15 protein-coding genes and 2 pseudogenes are annotated in these 18143 nt (G+C 36.9%); 6 read left to right on the forward strand and 11 right to left on the reverse strand.

All coding sequences use genetic code 11. The features are described from left to right. Positions 1 to 192: 192 nt before the first annotated feature. The 5 genes from ACIQXF_RS06350 to ACIQXF_RS06370 form a co-directional block, all read right to left on the reverse strand. On the reverse strand, positions 193 to 1200 hold the full coding sequence (locus tag ACIQXF_RS06350) for an NAD(P)H-dependent flavin oxidoreductase (protein ID WP_402780308.1): 1008 nt from the start codon (positions 1198 to 1200) through the stop codon (positions 193 to 195). Between the two features lie 207 nt (positions 1201 to 1407). Beyond that, entirely contained in the window at positions 1408 to 1965 is a 558-nt protein-coding gene (efp, locus tag ACIQXF_RS06355) for an elongation factor P (RefSeq protein WP_402780310.1), read from the reverse strand. A 17-nt stretch (positions 1966 to 1982) separates the two neighbouring features. Beyond that, positions 1983 to 3044: a M24 family metallopeptidase gene (locus ACIQXF_RS06360; protein WP_402780312.1), complete on the reverse strand. Its 1062-nt coding sequence runs from the start codon at positions 3042 to 3044 to the stop codon at positions 1983 to 1985. Between the two features lie 2 nt (positions 3045 to 3046). Beyond that, complete coding sequence (gene aroQ / locus ACIQXF_RS06365) at positions 3047 to 3481, reverse strand: type II 3-dehydroquinate dehydratase (RefSeq protein WP_402780314.1); 435 nt, start codon at positions 3479 to 3481, stop codon at positions 3047 to 3049. 61 nt (positions 3482 to 3542) lie between these two features. Beyond that, positions 3543 to 3968: a hypothetical protein gene (locus ACIQXF_RS06370; protein WP_402780316.1), complete on the reverse strand. Its 426-nt coding sequence runs from the start codon at positions 3966 to 3968 to the stop codon at positions 3543 to 3545. A 131-nt stretch (positions 3969 to 4099) separates the two neighbouring features. On the opposite strand from ACIQXF_RS06370, the gene ACIQXF_RS06375 reads away from it, so the two are divergent. Beyond that, positions 4100 to 5071: a DUF1385 domain-containing protein gene (locus ACIQXF_RS06375; protein WP_402780317.1), complete on the forward strand. Its 972-nt coding sequence runs from the start codon at positions 4100 to 4102 to the stop codon at positions 5069 to 5071. 111 nt (positions 5072 to 5182) lie between these two features. Here the strand turns inward: ACIQXF_RS06375 and ACIQXF_RS06380 are convergent, their stop codons facing one another. Then, the gene (locus ACIQXF_RS06380; protein ID WP_402780319.1) at positions 5183 to 6610 is read right to left on the reverse strand and encodes an aminotransferase-like domain-containing protein; all 1428 of its coding nucleotides are present in this window, start codon (positions 6608 to 6610) and stop codon (positions 5183 to 5185) included. Between the two features lie 113 nt (positions 6611 to 6723). Here ACIQXF_RS06380 and ACIQXF_RS06385 point away from each other — a divergent pair, with 113 nt between their 5' ends. Then, complete coding sequence (locus tag ACIQXF_RS06385) at positions 6724 to 7647, forward strand: DMT family transporter (protein WP_402780321.1); 924 nt, start codon at positions 6724 to 6726, stop codon at positions 7645 to 7647. 75 nt (positions 7648 to 7722) lie between these two features. Continuing rightward, entirely contained in the window at positions 7723 to 8385 is a 663-nt protein-coding gene (locus ACIQXF_RS06390) for an MBL fold metallo-hydrolase (RefSeq protein ID WP_402780323.1), read from the forward strand. A 234-nt stretch (positions 8386 to 8619) separates the two neighbouring features. Here the strand turns inward: ACIQXF_RS06390 and ACIQXF_RS06395 are convergent, their stop codons facing one another. Both ACIQXF_RS06395 and ACIQXF_RS06400 read right to left on the reverse strand, forming a co-directional pair. Then, positions 8620 to 9528 carry an NAD(P)H-dependent flavin oxidoreductase gene (locus ACIQXF_RS06395; protein ID WP_402780325.1) on the reverse strand — a complete coding sequence of 303 codons (909 nt, stop codon included), beginning with the start codon at positions 9526 to 9528 and terminating at the stop codon, positions 8620 to 8622. Between the two features lie 68 nt (positions 9529 to 9596). Next, complete coding sequence (locus ACIQXF_RS06400) at positions 9597 to 10037, reverse strand: ABC transporter permease (RefSeq protein WP_402780582.1); 441 nt, start codon at positions 10035 to 10037, stop codon at positions 9597 to 9599. An 817-nt stretch (positions 10038 to 10854) separates the two neighbouring features. On the opposite strand from ACIQXF_RS06400, the gene ACIQXF_RS06405 reads away from it, so the two are divergent. Together ACIQXF_RS06405 and ACIQXF_RS06410 are read left to right on the forward strand one after the other, a co-directional pair. Then, a complete protein-coding gene (locus ACIQXF_RS06405) occupies positions 10855 to 11400 on the forward strand; it encodes a PadR family transcriptional regulator (protein WP_402780327.1) in 546 nt (181 codons plus the stop codon). Between the two features lie 341 nt (positions 11401 to 11741). Next, complete coding sequence (locus ACIQXF_RS06410; protein WP_402780329.1) at positions 11742 to 12971, forward strand: cytochrome P450; 1230 nt, start codon at positions 11742 to 11744, stop codon at positions 12969 to 12971. 266 nt (positions 12972 to 13237) lie between these two features. Here the strand turns inward: ACIQXF_RS06410 and ACIQXF_RS06415 are convergent. The 3 genes and pseudogenes from ACIQXF_RS06415 to ACIQXF_RS06425 all read right to left on the reverse strand — a co-directional run. Further along, positions 13238 to 15019 (reverse strand): annotated as a pseudogene (locus ACIQXF_RS06415) (vitamin B12-dependent ribonucleotide reductase); the annotation flags it as partial. A gap of 343 nt (positions 15020 to 15362) precedes the next feature. Then, positions 15363 to 16154: pseudogene (locus tag ACIQXF_RS06420) on the reverse strand (ribonucleotide reductase N-terminal alpha domain-containing protein); the annotation flags it as partial. A gap of 201 nt (positions 16155 to 16355) precedes the next feature. Continuing rightward, positions 16356 to 17186, reverse strand: coding sequence for a lipoate--protein ligase family protein (locus tag ACIQXF_RS06425; protein ID WP_402780331.1), 831 nt, complete (start codon positions 17184 to 17186; stop codon positions 16356 to 16358). Between the two features lie 344 nt (positions 17187 to 17530). Here ACIQXF_RS06425 and ACIQXF_RS06430 point away from each other — a divergent pair, with 344 nt between their 5' ends. Next, positions 17531 to 17914, forward strand: coding sequence for a rhodanese-like domain-containing protein (locus tag ACIQXF_RS06430; RefSeq protein WP_402780333.1), 384 nt, complete (start codon positions 17531 to 17533; stop codon positions 17912 to 17914). The last annotated feature ends 229 nt before the right edge of the window (positions 17915 to 18143 follow it).

Below are 18143 nucleotides of genomic sequence, written 5' to 3' on the forward strand. Positions count from 1 at the left end.
ACCTAAAAAAGATGACACCTGCACAATACAGACATCATCTTCTTCAAGTTGCCTAGAGCTTTTTTTAAAATGTCCTTTACAAAGGGTACACTTTACATATGTATAGAGATCTTTAATATAAAAGTGAAACTCATTGTTTATTAGTCTTCACCAATCGGGCTTTTTACGGGCAGTTACAGCGAGATAAATGAATTATAGTAAATTTTCAACGATGCTTTTCACTGTGCCTGTCTGGTTCACTAAATAGCTATTTTCGCCCATCCACATTGATAAATATTCTGCATTACCTTGTTTTGCACTTTCTTTACGAATAGTTGACGTTAAATCATTTTGCAATGGATATGGCGCTACAACTGCATCCTTCATACGTTCCGTAAAATCATTCACTAAGCTTCTTGCTGGTTTACCAGAAAAAGCACTAGTTATGGTCGTCTGCTGTGTTTTTGATTGGAGCACGGCATTTTTATAGAGTGGAGAAATTTCACACTCATCGGCCACAAGTAGAGCTGTACCAATTTGAACTGCCTGTGCACCCATTGCTAATAATTTTCCGACGACCTCTTTCGTTACAATACCTCCTGCCGCGATTATTGGAATAGAGATTTGTCCTACTACTTGCTGAAGTAAATCATGCAAATCGATTAATTGCATTGGTTCAGTAAAGGAGCCACGATGACCACCAGCCTCACCGCCCTGAAGAACAACTGCATGCATTCCAGCTTGTTCTACACGCTTTGCTTCTTCTAATGTAGTAGCTGTACCAATAACATAAACATCGTTATCCTTTAAGCGACGAATGACATCTGCTGAAGGAATGCCAAATGTAAAGGAACAAATAGCTACTTTTTCATCGAGAACTGCTTGTACTTGTCCTTCAAAGACTTCCTTGGACATGACACTTTGTACAGGTGAAAGTCCAAGCTCGTCGTAAAATGGTTGTAACGCCATTCGAGCCTTCTGAAGAACATCGATATCAATACGTGGCTCTTCCTGTACAAATAAATTTACTGCGAAAGGTTTTTTTGTTAGCTTTTTTACTTCCTGAATAAAGCTTTTCGTTTGTTCCCCATCTAAATAACCCGCTCCAATTGAGCCCAAAATACCTACCTCTGCACAGGCAGCGACAAATTTTGGCGATGTTACACCAGCCATTGGTGCTTGAATAATTGGGTATGGTATCTTAAATGTTGTTTCTAACATAGCATTCACTCCTTACTTTTATTGTAAACATTTCTTCCATATATGACTATCTATCGGATGATAGAATCCAATGTTACACCTGTAAATAATTCCACTTATCCTCTATCTTTTGTCACAAAGTTCGATACTTTTCGCTTCATATGTATAAGAAAAAAATAAAAACCTACTCTTTTATTTAGAAAAGAGTAGGTTGCATGTTTCAATTCATTACGCGCGAGAAACGTAAGAACTTTCTTCTGTATTGATTACTAACTTATCACCTTGGTTTACGAAGAATGGCACTTGTACAATAAGTCCTGTTTCAAGCGTAGCAGGTTTTGTACCACCAGAAGCTGTATCACCTTTGATACCAGGTTCTGTTTCTGTTACTTCTAGCACAACAGTATTTGGTAATTCAACACCTAACATTTCACCTTGGTATGATTGAATATGAACTTCCATGTTTTCTTTTAGGAATTTTAATTCATATTCAATCGCAGCTGAAGCTAGTTCAGTTTGCTCATATGATTCTAAGTCCATGAACACATGCTCGTCACCTTGTGCATAAAGGTATTGCATTTTACGGTTATCAATTTGTGCTTTCTCAACTTTCTCACCAGCACGGAATGTTTTTTCATTCACAGAACCGTTACGAAGGTTACGTAATTTAGAACGTACGAACGCAGCACCTTTACCTGGTTTAACGTGTTGGAAATCTAACACGCGATATAATTGGCCATCAACAATAATTGTTAGACCTGTACGGAAATCATTTACTGAAATCATTTGTGTTCCTCCATAGTTTATAAAATAATGAGTTTTTTTGATGAATGCGTTAGCAGTTCATTACCCGTCTCTGTGATTAAGATATCGTCCTCGATTCGTACACCACCGATTCCTGGTAAATAAACTCCTGGTTCAATCGTTACGGCCATCCCTGGCTCTAACACCGTTTCTGAACGCATCGATAAGCCAGGACCTTCATGTACTTCAAGACCAATTCCATGTCCTAATGAATGACCAAATGCCTCGCCATAGCCTTTTTCTTTTAAATAGTCACGCGCAATCGCATCTGCTTGAATTCCTGTTAATCCAGGGCCAACCTTTTCAAGTGCTAAAAGCTGAGAAGCAAGTACGGTATTGTACATATCTACTAATTTTTCAGATGGTTCGCCAACTGCCACAGTACGTGTAATATCCGAAATATAGCCATTGTATAATGCTCCAAAGTCTAATGTGACAAAGTCGCCCTTTTCAATCACTTTATTCGTTGCTACGCCATGTGGTAATGCTGAGCGTAGACCAGACGCAACAATTGTATCAAATGAGGACTGGGTTGCTCCTTGTTTACGCATGAAAAATTCTAATTCATTCGAAACTTCAAGCTCTGTTTTACCTGGCTTGATGAAGTCTAAAATATGTGAAAATGCGTGATCAGCAATTTCACACGCAACCTTAATAATATTAATCTCTTGTTCCGTCTTAATCAAGCGAATTTTTTCAATTAGCCCAGAAATCGGCACTAAATCAGCTTGAATCTTACTTTTATACAGTTCATATGTGCCATAGCTGACAGTATCTTTCTCAAAACCCAATAACTTGATACCCATGTTGCTTACTTGCGTCGCAATTTCTTCAATGATTGTTGCCTCATGCTGTACAATCCGGAAGTCCTGTACTTGCGCAGCTGCTTGCTCCGTATAACGGAAATCTGTGATAAACACAGCATCATTTTGAGACACAATCGCTACGCCTGCCGTCCCTGTAAAACCAGTCATATAACGACGGTTGTACCCGTTAGTAATTAAAATACCATCGATGTTTTGTTCTTGAAGTGTCTTACGTAGCTTTTGTAATTTCAACATAATCAATTCTCCCTCTCAATAAATGTCCGTAGTGCCAGTTCATAGCCTTTCGTACCTAGTCCACAGATTTGACCAAGGCATGCTGGAGCAAGATAGGAATGATGACGGAAAGCCTCTCGTTTGTGGATATTTGAAATATGTACTTCTATAACCGGCACAGAGATTCCCGCAATTGCGTCATGTAACGCTATGCTTGTATGGGTATATGCTCCGGGATTAAAGATAATTCCATCATACTTTTCGTCTTCTGCCTCATGCACCCAATCAATAAGTACCCCTTCATGATTAGATTGACGAAACTCGACAGTAGCACCTAAAGACGCCGCAAGATTCTGAACATTTTTTTTCACATCTTCTAATGTTTCATGTCCATAAATATGCGGCTCCCGTTTACCTAGTCGATTTAAATTAGGTCCATTCAAACATAATAACTTCACGCATATTCGCCTCTTTCTATGTACTTGCCATTTATTTTATCATACCCGAAGCATACGGCAACTAATTTCCTTTTTGTGCAGTATGCTCTTTCTGATGAAAATTCGCTGTCTCAAGCAAGAAACGTAATAGACAAATGACAATAACCATGAAAGGAATCGATAGTTTTTTAAAGGAAGAAAGCTGCAAAGGCAAATCAAGAACAATCCATTCTAGGCTGATTGTCAAAAAAAGGCCAAGCAAAAAAGAAGATAGGATAGCTGGGATAATATAGACATATCTCAACGTAATAAATAATAAAAATCCAATGATAAATAAAACTAGGATCAGGAAGCTCCACTGAAATAATTTTGAGCTACCTTCAAATATATCCCACTTTTTATAAAAACCTATTGGATTCCATTTAATGAGATGAAAGTAACGTAGTCCTTTTAAACACAATGCTAAAACAAGTGCACTGACAATCGATGTTATACTAGCTATCTTCAAGAAAATACCCCCAATTCGTACCACTGATCTATCTTCAGCGCGTTAATCATTTCCTAAATTGTACGATTAGTGTAGCCATATAGAAATTTTACTATGCGTAACCCTAGAGGTTTTTCTCTAAATTTAGTACAATGGTACAGTTGAAATATATAAAGAGAGTGGTGTTAGCTTTGAGCAATTCACCTGTTTACGGGGGACAAGCACAGTTAGAGGGTGTGATGTTCGGAGGAAAGGAACATACGATTACAGCCATTCGCCGTAACGATGATTCCATTGATTATTATCATTTTAAAAAAGTTCAAAACCCTATTTTACAAAAACTTAAAAAAGTTCCATTTTTACGTGGCGTAATAGCGCTGATTGAATCCGCTGGTTTAGGCTCTCGTCATATGCAATTTTCGGGAGATCGTTATGACGTCACACCTGGTGAAGAAGAGGAACAAAAAGAGGAAGGCTCAAAGCTTCAAATGATTTTAGGGGTTGCTGTTGTAGGTATCCTGTCCTTTTTATTTGGTAAATTCGCCTTTACATTAATTCCGGTATTTATTGCGGATTTTTTCTCTAGATGGATAGAGGGTAAAGCTGGCCAAATTCTACTTGAAAGTGGCATTAAGTTACTTTTACTTCTAACCTATTTATATTTTATTTCTTTAACACCTCTTATTAAACGCGTATTCCAATATCATGGTGCCGAGCATAAAGTTATTAATTGCTACGAAGCCGGTATGGAAGTAACAGTGGAAAATGTACAAGCACAATCACGCTTACATTATCGTTGTGGTAGTAGTTTTATGCTGTTCACTGTTTTTGTAGGCATGTTTTTATATTTCTTCGTGCCAACTGACCCACTTTGGTTACGCCTTTTGGACCGTATTTTATTAATTCCAGTTGTTCTTGGTGTATCATTTGAAGTACTTCAAGCTACAAATGCATGTCGTAATATTCCTGTGCTTCGCTTCTTGGGTTATCCAGGTTTATGGCTTCAATTACTAACTACACGTGAACCGAAGGATGACCAAGTGGAAGTTGCCATCGCATCTTTCAATATGTTACTTCAAGTTGAACAACAACCAGAAATCGCAGCAACTTTAAATCATGACTAAAAAATTAATTATGCCTCTGCATAAATTTCATGCGGCACTTGTTCAAAATGAGTTCGGTACCTTCACGGACTCATTTTGTATTTTGCCTTCATCCCTTTTGTATTGTTTTAACTAGCCCCTCCCCTCACTTAAAGATTGTGCCACTGCAACAAACCTTTTTACCCCTTCACTAAGTTGTTTTTCATTTGCATAAGAATAGCTTAAACGTATCCAGGATGATAGTTGTTTTAATGGATCACAAACTTGACCTGGCACAAAGGATATAGATTGTTCGATACTTTTGGTTAATAATAATTCCGTTGGAAGTTTATCTGGGAGCTGCACCCATAAATTAAGACCACCTTTTGGACTGATCCATTTCCAATCTGTCACCGCTAGCTCTTTTTCCATGATTTCCTTTCGAATCTTTAGGGCAATCCGGATTTTCTCCAAGTGCTGCTGCAATCGTAGTGATGAAAAGTAATGGAGAAAAATTTTTTGATTGAGAAGTGGTGAGCCATTATCAGCTAAGGATTTTACTGTTAGTAGTGAATTCATTAATGATGATTGACAAATAACAGCCGCAATTCTCAAACCAGGTGAGATATATTTGCAAAAACTTCGGATATAAATGACTGTCCCAGCAGTATCATATGTGTAGATTGGTGGTGGCGGGGCATGATCAAAATATATGTCGTGATAGGCATCGTCCTCAATTAATAGAAATCGATATTGTTCAGCTAATTCTACTAATTTTTTGCGCTGCTCGACTGAAACAGTATAACCAGTCGGGTTATGAAATGTTGGGTTGAGATAAAATAGGCGTGGTTTGTATTGTTTAATATAGTATTCAACCTGCTTTAAATCGTACCCGTCCGGATGGATATCAACCGTTACAATCTGTGCTCCTTGTGCTCTAAAAATATCAATCGCAGCACTATAGCTTGGGCGTTCAAATAAAACGACGTCTCTTGGCTTAATAAAAGTTTGAGCGATTAAATGAATCGCTTGCTGTGAGCCTGAAGTGATTAAAAACTCATCTGCATTCAGATGAGTTTTATACTGATTGATAAAATACCTGGTGAGTGTTTCACGTAGCTCTAAATCACCTTGCACACTTGAGTAGGTTGCAAGTACTTTTGGATAAAGGTCAAACACTTTCTTCACGTAATCTGAAAAATAATGATTTGGCAAAAGATTTGGATCAATTAACGCCTGAGAAAATTGATAGGAAACAGGTGATTGATGGATTTCAGATAAATGATTTTTTTGTACGTATGCAGAAACAATTGGATTGTTCAGATCTAGATATTCAAGATTTTTCGTCACATTTGATTGGACAAAATAGCCTGCCTTATCTTTTACATATACTTTGTCATGCTGTTTCAGTAATTGATAAGCCTTTAAAACAGTTAATCGATGAACATTCATTTCAGATGCTAATTGCCGGACGGAGGGAATCTTTTCATGTTCTTTCCATTCTTTACGTTCTATTCTGTGTAGTACATAATCATATACTTTCTTAAAAAGATAGTCTCCATTTTGAATCGCTTTGCTCACATCGATTCCTCCTCTTCAAAACGATTGTACCACGATCCAATCTAATCTGTTCTATCTTCTTCAATCTGTTCTATCGCCTTTCTTTTATGATAGAAAAAGAGGAGGAGTTTGATATGGTAATTATTAATTATTTCTTCATGTGTTTGATTTTTGGAACGACATTTTTAGCGATTAAAATTGGTGTTGATGCAGGAGTGCCTCCATTTTTATCAGCCGGACTTCGTTTTTTCATTGCTGGTTTGCTGCTATTTAGTTTTATGGTTTGGAGAGAAAAAACGACTATATGGTTATTATTTCGAAAAGAGATGTTTTTTACAGGAGTAGGTTTAACCTTTGGGACGTTCGCCACATTATACTGGGCAGAACAGTATGTGACATCAGGGATTGCAGCTGTCTTATCTGCTACAGGTCCAATGATGATCATCATTATTCAGACATTCATATTGAAGCAAAAAGGAAATAGGAATTCATTCATTGGGTGTGTTGTCGGGGTCATTGGTGTCACGCTCTTGATCTTACCTAGTTTTTCAATTGAGATTAGCCCCTTCTGGATGGTAGGTTGTTTCGCCATTATATTGGGTGAAGTTTTTTACGCATCTGGAACGATTTATTCGAAGTATGTCATCCAAAAATTTGAAACGACATCTCCAGTTGCCTTAAATGCTGCGCAAATGATGCATGGTGGGATTTTATTAATCATTTTGTCATCTTTTACTGAGAACATTCAGCTTAATTATCTTTTAAGCCCAGCTTCAATTGGCTCTCTTCTTTATTTAACTATTTTTGGTTCAATGATTGGCCATAGCATTTATTATTGGCTCGTCTCACGGATAAATCCTGTTTTTCCTTCTACATGGCTGTATATCTCACCATTAATTGCCGTCATGCTAGGTGTTACCTTCTATCATGAATACATTTCTTGGCTAACAGGCATAGGAACTTTGACGATTATTGTAGGAACGGTTTTAGTCAATTTCGAAACATTACGGAAGCTGCTTTGGAGGAAGGGGACTGTTCTTCAGGATGTTAAAAATTAACCTGCTAGATTTTGTTCCGGTAAATTATATGAGTTTAATAAAAGATAAAATCTAATTATAAAGGAGTGTAAAGTTATGGAAATTTCTAAGGGAGTAGAGATGCTTCAACTTCAATTTCACGGAAATATTATTCATCCCACTCTTTTATGGGATCAAGAAATGGCTGTTTTAATAGACACTGGGTTCCCAAGTCAAATTGAAGATTTACGCGTGGCAATGGAAAAGGTAGGAGTGTCGATCGACAAACTAAAAGTTATCATTTTGACACATCAGGATATAGATCATATAGGTAGTCTTCCTGAGATATTACAGGAGTGTGGAAGGAATATTAAAGTTTATGCTCACGAACTAGATAAGCCTTATATTCAGGGAGATTTACCTCTTTTGAAAGATGGACACATAGTGAATCCACCAAAGGGAAAAGTGAATGATACCTTGATTGACGGCCAAGAACTGTCGTATTGTGGCGGGATTCGTGTCATTCATACTCCGGGGCATACTCCTGGCCATATCAGCCTATATTTGAAACAAAGTAAAACACTGATTGCTGGGGATTCGATGTACAGTGTAAACGGAATAATCGAGGGAATTCATGTCCCAACCGTACTGGATTTAAAAGAGGCTCGACTCTCTTTGAAGAAATACCTAGACCTCGACATTGAATCTGTGGTTTGTTACCACGGGGGGTTAAGTAAGGTAAATATTAAAGATCAGATACAAAAAGGAATTTCATATTAAAATGTTAGAACTTTCTTCAGCTATTGTGCACAGTAATTAGACTATATTAAGAGCGTGTTTTAATCAATCTTTTTCAAAATACGCTTTTTCTTTTTTACTTGTTTATCAAAGTTATTAGTATTAATTTAATCAAACTGTACAGCTTTAACTTCTTTCAGCGGATGTTTAACACCCGCTGAAAGAAGTTAAGAGCAGGTCCAACTGATGATTCATCATTTTGGACTGCTCCTATTTTTATAATGGCTGTACAGAAAGGAATTGCTGTTTTGCCTCGTTATATTCCTTTTGCAATGTCATGAGTATTTCACGAACTGACTCTCGCTGAACAATATTTGTGACACCATGTCCCGCTGACCATATATCTCTCCATGCTTTGACATTAACAAGATGTGCCAAATCAACGTCCTCTCTTGGCTTCAATGTCGCAGGATCAATGCCCTCCTTCAATAAGGATGGAATTAACACATTGACATGGACACCACTAAAGGCATCCGTATATAATATATCCTCGGTAGTGCTTTCTATTACCATATTTTTGTACGCTTCAGGTGCGTTCCCTTCATCACAAGCTAAAAAACGAGTTCCCATATAGGCATAGTCCGCGCCCATTATTTGAGCAGCTAGTACGTCTGCACCATTAGAGATGGAGCCTGATAAAATGATTGTCCCCTTAAAGAATTTCTTTACTGCAGATACAAAGCCAAATGGATTCAGCTGCCCACCATGGCCACCAGCACCTGCACAAACAAGAATTAGACCGTCTACACCTGTTGTAGCAGACTTTTCGGCATGCTTGACGTTCGCAACATCTGCAAAGACCTTCCCACCATAGCCATGTACAATATCTATCACTCTCTTTGGATTGCCAAGAGAAGTAATGACAATTGGTGGCTGAAACTGTTCAATTAACTGTAAATCTTCTTCAAAACGCGTATTCGCTACAGGATGACAAATAAAGTTGACCGCCCACTGTTCTGTAGGTAGCTCTTTCCTAATTTCCTCAAGCCACTCAGCACAAGTTGAAGCGGGTCTTGCATTTAATAATGGAAATGAACCGATTGCACCTGTTCTACTAGCCTCAATAACCATCTTAGGGTTAGAAACTAAAAACATCGGCGCTATTATGATTGGTAAACTAGACATACACCCTCCCCCTTTATACTTAAATATTTCTAGAGGTTTCTTAAAATTCCTACTAATAAATTCAAATTTTACTGACCTCGCATCTTTTGTTTAAATAATAGGGTAGCGAGAATAAAAACAAAGACCGAATAACATAAAACTATGGTAAGTGGCATAAAAACATCGGAATAATCTCCACTTAGTACTGCACGCGCCGCATTAACAGCATGAACAAACGGTAAAAATTGTGTAATAGATTGAAATGTACCACCTATCATGTCAGGCTTAAACCATGTACCGCTAAAAAACGTAGATATATTCACAAATATCGCAAAGATGCCTCCAACCTGCTTATCCGTAAATATTGTTCCAAATCCTATTCCGATATACAATAGGGAAATTACGATAAGTACGCCTACCATTAAAAGGACAGATATATTTAAGGATAAGCCTAGAAATACAGCGGTGCATAAACAGAAAATGATTTGCAATAATGCAATTGGTAGCAGGGGCAAGACATAGCCCAAAATGTAATCGCTTGAATTTTTAACTAATTATGTAAATGGATTTTCGACAACTGGTTGTTTATAAGGGATAAATGGTTTTGAGATAAAAAATCCCTATCCACCTTTGAACTCTTTTCCTCTTTGAATTTTTTTGATTACTTGAAGACGTAATCTCGAAGTCAGAAGGATGAGTTTTTCCGATTTTTTGATAAACCACGCAAGTTCGGTATTCTGAACCATCCCCTCGCTTCCCACCCTAAACCATTTTCATAAAGCTTCACTAATTTAAGTTTAAATTCGGGTGTAAAAGTTCGGCGTTGATGTGTTATAGTAGCACGTTCCCTTAAATTAATAGTCTAAATTTCCAAACCCATAGTTTAGCTGTTCAACTTAGTGTAGTGTAGCCTAGCAAAAAAATTATTATAGAAAAAGTTTGATTGTTTTAATTAGCCTTCTTCACGAAATCCCCTTTTCTTTAAGTGGATTTATAAGATTCATTTAAATAAAAATCAGTGTCTTTTAGTTGACTTCATAAAAAGGAAAGAATATTCTAACTTTATACTTTGATTAGAGTACTTTAATTAAATTCCGTTAAAAAGAATCTTAAATTACTGCGAACATTGACCAAATAAAGGGACTTGAACTAATGCATCCAGTTTGCGAAGCATGCCTTTGTTGGTGAGATGCGATGTTAATTAATATTCTTATCGTTGCAATTCTCCAAAAACCATTAGATGTACTAGAATCAAAAACTGAAACTGCAAGTATAGAGAAAGCTACTGAAGTTAAAGTTTAGTTTTGCTACAATATGAGGATAATCTTTTTGAAGGAGAATAAAAGAATGGCTATTCAAATCTTTATATTGAGCAAACTGATGGAGGATAACACTTATCCTTATAAATTAAAAAGACAGCTTTCAGAACCCATTCCACTGGATCAACTAAGTGGGTTAACAGAAAGTAAGCTTTATTACCATTTTGATTCATTAGCAAAGAAAGGCTTAATTGAGACAATCGAAATCATAAAAGAAGAACATCGACCTGATAAGCAAGTATTTAAGATTACGGATAAAGGGCGTGAAGAACTCCCCAAAAAAATCTACAAGTTGTTTGAAAGTGCTGATGCAATTAGTGATATGGTGGTAGGCTTAGTAAACATAAAGTATGTAGATCGTAATAAAGTAATCGAAATTCTAGAGAAAAAATTACAGAGTTTTACGGATCATTGGGATTATATCAAGGGATATGAACAGCATATTCAGAAAGATACAGATAAAGGGAAAGAGCAGCTCGTGGAGTTTTTAAGTGGACATTTTACGTCAAGAGCAAAGCACACCATTCATTGGCTTGAAGAGTTAATAAAGCTCATTAAGCAAAAGGACATTTAAAGATAATCCAAAGAGGTTTAATGTGATTAGATGAAAATGTTAGCGAGCAACTTTCACTAATAACACGCCTGTGATTCTATGATTTTTCCTAGCTATACTAAGTTAGACAATTATGAGTATAGCTAGGAAAAATTAATTGTCAGCTTCAATATTCTATCGCGATGGCACAGTAGCTGAAATCAATAAGAAAAAGTTCTAGACAATGTATTAGTAAACACCCTTGTAGTAAATTCATTTTACGTATTTATTCCGCTATGGGATTTATTCATCTAAAGCTGATTTGTTACAAGCGTGATTATTATATAAAGTATTTTATATTTTGAAGGAGGAGTAGCGTTATTATGAATAAAGAAATCATTCCAATTAAAGAAATCACTAATTTTCAATCACTTTCGGAAGAGTTTTTTCCTATTGAATGGTATAAAAAAATGCTTCATAACCATCCTGTTTATTTTCATGAAAAAACGAACACGTGGAATGTGTTTAAATATGAAGATGTTAAACAGGTGTTAAGTAACTATGAATTCTTTTCAAGTGAAGGATTTAGAACTAGTATTTTTGTTGGGGCTAATAACAAAGAAGAAAACTCTTCCTCTATAAATATTACAAATATTGACCCACCTGAACATAGAAAGACTCGTTCTTTGTTAGCAGCAGCCTTCACTCCGCGCAGCTTGAAAAACTGGGAACCTCATATTCAACAGATCGCAGCTGAACTTGTAGGAGATATACAAGAAAACTCTACTGTTAATATTGTTGAAGCTTTGGCGTCCCCTTTACCTAGTCTAGTTATCGCCGATTTATTCGGGGTGCCTCTACAAGATAGAAATCAGTTCAAAAAATGGGTAGATATTCTATTCCAACCATACGATAAAGAAAGACTCGAAGACATTGAGCTAGAAAAACAAAACGCCGCAAAAGAATATTTCCAATATCTCTACCCTATTGTTGTTCAAAAACGTTCGAATCTTTCTGACGATATTATCTCTGACTTAATTCAAGCTGAAGTAGATGGAGAAAAGTACACAGATGAAGAAATTGTGCAGATCACCATGTTGCTTTTAGGTGCCGGTGTTGAAACAACCAGTCATGCGATAGCTAATACTTTCTATTCATTGCTCTATGATGATGAGTCCCTTTACAAAGAATTAAGGAATGATATAGAATTAGTGCCCAAAGCAGTTGAAGAAATGCTCCGATATCGTTTTCAACTTTCAAAAAGAGATCGTACTGTTAAAAAAGACAATAATTTATTAGGTATTGAGTTAAAAAAAGGAGACGTAGTCATTGCTTGGATGAGTGCATCCAATATGGATGAAAGTATGTTTGACAATCCTTTCTCTCTAGATATTCATCGTTCAAACAACAAAAAGCATTTAACATTTGGAAATGGCCCGCATTTCTGTTTAGGTGCACCTCTTGCACGATTAGAAATGAAAATGGCACTGGAGGCATTCTTACGAAAGTTTTCTCGTATTGAACCAGTGGAAGGGTTTGAATTAGAAAATAATTTAACTGCTTCAGCTACAGGACAGTCCTTAACATACCTTCCAATAAAAGTTTATAAATAAGAAATGAAAGGGATATAAGGTCATAGATTTCGAGCTCCTTTACAGTCTTTGGTTCCCTCAAAGGCTTTTTTTTGTACCAAATCCCCTATAAATTTCGGGAGGATATCTGAAGGCTTATAGTCTCCACCAATTCCAGAACCACGCCCTTCTCTATTTTAGATGTTCTAGTTCTTTTAGACAAAAAACACCCCTTTAGACAAATATAATCTAAAGGGGTAAAACCGTAGGACTTATTTCAAATCCACAGATAGACACTTTTCATTATTTTAGAGGCCACATTTTAACTGTGCACCACAGTTTGTACATGTATTACAGCCACCGATTTCTTCAACAGTTCCTTTACGACATACTGGACAAGTATTCCCTACATCGGAACCAATAACTGTTGTCGATTCTAAAGCTTGAATTGTATCAACTAATACAACTGGACGCTTTGTTGGCTCTTCTACCAGTTCTTCTTCAAATGATAATTGATCCATATCATTCTCTTCAGCTTTCAGTGTAAGTACTTGTGAATCACGGCTTCCATCTACATAGACCGTACCGCCTTTAGCGCCACCTTTATATAAGCGCTCGTACACTTTTTCAACTTGCTGTACTGTATATCCTTTTGGTGCGTTTACCGTTTTTGAAATCGACGAATCAATCCATTTTTGGATGATACATTGTACATCAGCATGTGCCTCTGGTTTTAATTCCATCGCTGTCACAAACCATTCAGGAAGATCATGCTCGTTTGCTTCAGGATGACGTTCTAAATATTCTTGAACGATTTCTGCTTTGACCTCGATAAATTTCCCTAGACGACCAGAACGGTAGTATGTGAACGAGAAGTATGGCTCAAGACCAGTTGCCACACCAACCATCGTACCTGTAGAACCAGTTGGCGCTACTGTCAGTAAATGTGAGTTACGAATACCTGTTGCTAAAATTTGCTCTTTAATGTGAGCTGGCATTTTTTGCATAAAGCCTGTTTCAGTAAATGCTTTACGTAAACGTGCTGTTTCTTCCTCTGTTGCTCCTACAAGGAATGGGAAGCTACCACGTTCTTTTGCAAGCTCCGTTGATGCCTCATACGCAGTCTCAGCAATCGTTTTAAAGATTTCATCTACTAACTCATTGCCTGCCTCTGAGCCATATTCTTTCTCACAATAAATAAGTAAATCTGCTAAGCCCATTACGCCTAAACCAACACGACGCTCTCCAAGAGCTTGTACACGGTTTTCTTCTAAGAAATATGGCGTTGCATCAATAACATTATCTTGCATACGAACACCAACACGAACTGTTTCACGAAGTGCTTCGTAATCAATTGTTTGATCTTCTTTATTCGCAAACTGTGCTAAATTCACAGCAGCTAAGTTACACACAGAATATGGTGCAAGTGGTTGTTCCCCACAAGGATTTGTCGCTACAACGCTTTGACCATAAGCTTTTGCATTGGTCATATCATTGGCGTTGTCGATGAAGAAAATACCTGGCTCTGCAGAGTACGTTGCACAAACGTTGATTAAATTCCATAATTCCTTAGCTTTAATCGTACGGTATGTGCGAACTTTATAGCCCATTTTCTCCCATTCGCGCACATCTCCAACCTTATGCCACTCACTATTGTAAACAGCCATCTCTTCTTTTGTATATTCTTCAACAGCTGGGAAACGAAGCTCAAAGTCTGCGTCATTTTCTACAGCTTCCATAAATTCTTTTGTTAATGTTACAGAAATATTTGCACCCGTTAAAAACTCTGGATTGTGAACAGTATAAGTACCACCATCACGTAGTTTGTTTTCCGCTTCACGAATAATAGCCGTATCGAAACCGCCTAAGCCTTCGATACCTTTATAGTTAACAATCCCTTGATACATCGCTTCCTCTTGGGATGAAAGAGGCTTAAAGTTTAATTTTTCTTTTGCTAGACGAATAATTGTTTTATCCGTTGTATTTTCGATTAGGTATCGTAGAATACGTGGATTTTGCATTTTTGAAATAATAAATTCCACGATATCAGGATGCCAATCTGCCAGCATAATCATTTGTGCTCCCATTTTTTGTTACAGAAAAAATATTGAATTATATTTTTCTGGTATGGTCATTTCTGCCATACTCTTATGCTTTCACATAAGATCAGACTATATCATCAAAGAATACTTTCTTTGTCTCGTGCCTCATAAGAGCGTCACCGCATAATATGATTTACTCCTTTCATACTGATAAGCTTAGAAAGTTTCAATAGTCGTTGAACGTTCATCTACGTTTCCATAGATGCTTCGCTGCTGATTGCCCAATCTTTTCTTTTTTCAAGCATTCACGCCTAGCTTCGCAGCTTACGTTGTAGCAAGAAAAGCTCTCAGGGTGTTCCAGCAATTCACGAGATTACGTCGCCGAGTCTTAACGACGTGACCCGCCTTGTTCAACAAGATGAGTCAGTTTCGCAATATCATCTAGCCATGAAACAGAACCAGATGATTTCCCATTTACACCACGTGCCAACGTGTTACGTGGACGCAATGTCGAACCATTTGTTCCAACACCACCACCGCGGCTCATAATTTCCATTACTTGCTTGCGGTGATCACTAATTCCTTCACGTGAGTCAGCAACAAATGGCATTACGTAACAATTGAAGAAGGTTACATCTGTTTCAGAACCAGCCCCATAAATAACGCGTCCAGCTGGTATAAATTTCAATGAAACTAATTGCTCATAAAATTTCTCAAACCATTCTTGGCGTTTTTCTGGTGTTTTTTCAACAGCAGCAAGCCCTGTTGCATTTCGTTTTGCAATTTGTTCATAAAAAATTTCAAGAGGCTTTTCAAGCACGTCAATTGAACGCGTAATCACACCTGTTTCTTGCTCTTTCAGATCATCTATAGCACTTCGATAGTCTTCCTCAATCAAAATTTCCGCTGTTTTTGTAGACATGTCAAGCTTTTGGATTGTCCCTAAACCACGCGCAGGGAATTTTGGATCTGCCTTCACTGTTAATACGACAAAATCACCGACTTTAAGTGTTTTCTTCTCCGTATCCTTAAACGAGTAGCGATCGATCATGACAAGCCTTGAGACACCTTTATGCGTAATGTGCATATCAGGTGTTACAGGGTGAACCTGTGGAAATTGTTCAATATCTTTGTTTAACTGTTCAAATTTGTTTACTTCGGGTTGATGATTTGTGAGTACCATCGTTTTGCCTCCCTTATTGTCTCTCTTACATAATAAATACACAATATCATGTGTTGTTAAACACTACATATTGTGTATACTGCTTTAAAAAAGATACTATATATAGTTTTTTAATTCAACTCTTGCAATTTCGAATAGAATCAGAACTACTTGTTATCACAAGGTTTGAACGATAAAAAAATATTTTTCTTATACCATTTTTTACTTTTTGAAGTTCCAATCATCTCGTGCATATTTTTTTTCTTCAAGTGCATGTACATATTCTAATTGCTCCTCAGAAAGTGTAAATGGTTTTAAATCAATTTGCAACGATTTTGCAAAACCATCACGAAAAGCTGTCACACATTGTTCAATAGTTACCGGTTCTTTTACAAGACTATTAATGGCAACCGCCTTCTCTGGAAGCTTTCTACGCATACGATCCTTTGCTTCTTCACTTGAAAAATTAAAGACTGATAATAATTTCTCTTGATCTAAATCTAGTAAGATTGCGCCGTGCTGTAAAATAACACCTTTTTGACGTGTCTGTGCACTACCAGCTACTTTTTTACCTTCTACTACAAGCTCATACCAACTTGGTGCATCAAAGCACACAGCACTTTTCGGTTTCTTTAAGTCTGATTTTTTTTCTTCTGTATCAGGCACACTAAAATAAGCATCCATACCTAGATTATGAAAACCTTGCAATATCCCTTCACTCAATACTCTATATGCCTCTGTCACCGACTCAGGCATATCTGGATAGCTTTCTGTAACAATGACGCTATATGTCAACTCATGTTCATGTAAAACGGCTCTACCGCCTGTTGGTCGACGAACAAAGCCAAGTCCTTGCTCTTTCACTGCCTCAAAATTGATATCTCTTTTCGCTTGTTGAAAATAACCAATTGAAAGAGTTGCTGGCTCCCACTCATAAAAACGAATAACTGGTGGAATTAAACCCTCACTATGCCAATCGAGCAATGCCTCATCTAATGCCATATTAAAAGAAGGACTACATTTCCCTGAATTTAGAAAATACCAAGTTGTCATATTTACATCTCCTACAAATATCAAATTAAACCTTAGACAAAGCGTTTGTTAAATTTTAAAGAATAATAATAACATATTTGACACGCTTCGTATGGTTCTATCTTTCATTAATTTTTTTACAGCCAAAGACTGTGGAGGAACAATTCGTGGCCATTCACTCATGAAATTCATTACTTGTTTTCACTTGACGCCTTCATCAGCTACAAAAGATAATACGCAAATTAAGTAATGAATAAAAGATAACTTAATTCTAGCCACAATCTAGTTAATTTTATCAAACTCATTGGACTATCGCCAGCGCATCTTTTATAATAATAAAGAAGATAGAAAGGGGTAAGAAAATCTTGAACATACTTATCACACTCGGTGTCGTTTTAGTAGTCATAATTGCATATATCGGAATTAATGCATTGCGACTAAAAAAAGCCGTAACAAACCTAACACAAGAACAATTTATTGAAGGCTATCGTAAAGCACAGCTTATCGACGTACGCGAACAAAAAGAATTTGATGCTGGTCACATTCTCGGCGCACGTAATGTTCCATCAACTTCACTACGCCAACGTTACAAAGAAATTCGCCCAGATTTACCAGTATATTTATACTGTCAAAACACAGGCCGTAGCGCACGTGCTGCTATGTTTCTGAAAAAACGTGGCTACAACCAAATTTACCAACTGCAAGGCGGCTTCCGTACTTGGACAGGTAAAATAAAATCAAAAAAATAGTAATACAACCAAAATCGATAAGGCAAATGCGACTAATATAAATAAATCATTTCTTAGAATTTAAGTAAATTTATATATATTTTCCTATGACGCTTTGTTACGCACAGAAAAAACCATCTCAAACGACTATGAGATGGTTTCTTTTTTGCAAAAAATTACGAGTTTCTACTATATTATATCTATCGTTCCACGACTAACCAACCAATTCACATTCTTCAAGTTTTTGATT

It is taken from the genome of Lysinibacillus sp. NPDC097231, assembly GCF_044761885.1.
In the GTDB taxonomy this organism is placed as follows: Bacteria; Bacillota; Bacilli; order Bacillales_A; family Planococcaceae; genus Lysinibacillus.

Bases quoted from the DNA above. Each gene is read 5' to 3' on its own strand.
- ACIQXF_RS06350 (WP_402780308.1), bottom strand. From the start codon at position 1,200: ATGTTAGAAACAACATTTAAGATACCATACCCAATTATTCAAGCACCA.
- efp (WP_402780310.1), bottom strand. From the start codon at position 1,965: ATGATTTCAGTAAATGATTTCCGTACAGGTCTAACAATTATTGTTGAT.
- ACIQXF_RS06360 (WP_402780312.1), bottom strand. From the start codon at position 3,044: ATGTTGAAATTACAAAAGCTACGTAAGACACTTCAAGAACAAAACATC.
- ACIQXF_RS06375 (WP_402780317.1), top strand. From the start codon at position 4,100: ATGGTACAGTTGAAATATATAAAGAGAGTGGTGTTAGCTTTGAGCAAT.
- ACIQXF_RS06385 (WP_402780321.1), top strand. From the start codon at position 6,724: ATGGTAATTATTAATTATTTCTTCATGTGTTTGATTTTTGGAACGACA.
- ACIQXF_RS06390 (WP_402780323.1), top strand. From the start codon at position 7,723: ATGGAAATTTCTAAGGGAGTAGAGATGCTTCAACTTCAATTTCACGGA.
- ACIQXF_RS06395 (WP_402780325.1), bottom strand. From the start codon at position 9,528: ATGTCTAGTTTACCAATCATAATAGCGCCGATGTTTTTAGTTTCTAAC.
- ACIQXF_RS06405 (WP_402780327.1), top strand. From the start codon at position 10,855: ATGGCTATTCAAATCTTTATATTGAGCAAACTGATGGAGGATAACACT.
- ACIQXF_RS06410 (WP_402780329.1), top strand. From the start codon at position 11,742: ATGAATAAAGAAATCATTCCAATTAAAGAAATCACTAATTTTCAATCA.
- ACIQXF_RS06425 (WP_402780331.1), bottom strand. From the start codon at position 17,186: ATGACAACTTGGTATTTTCTAAATTCAGGGAAATGTAGTCCTTCTTTT.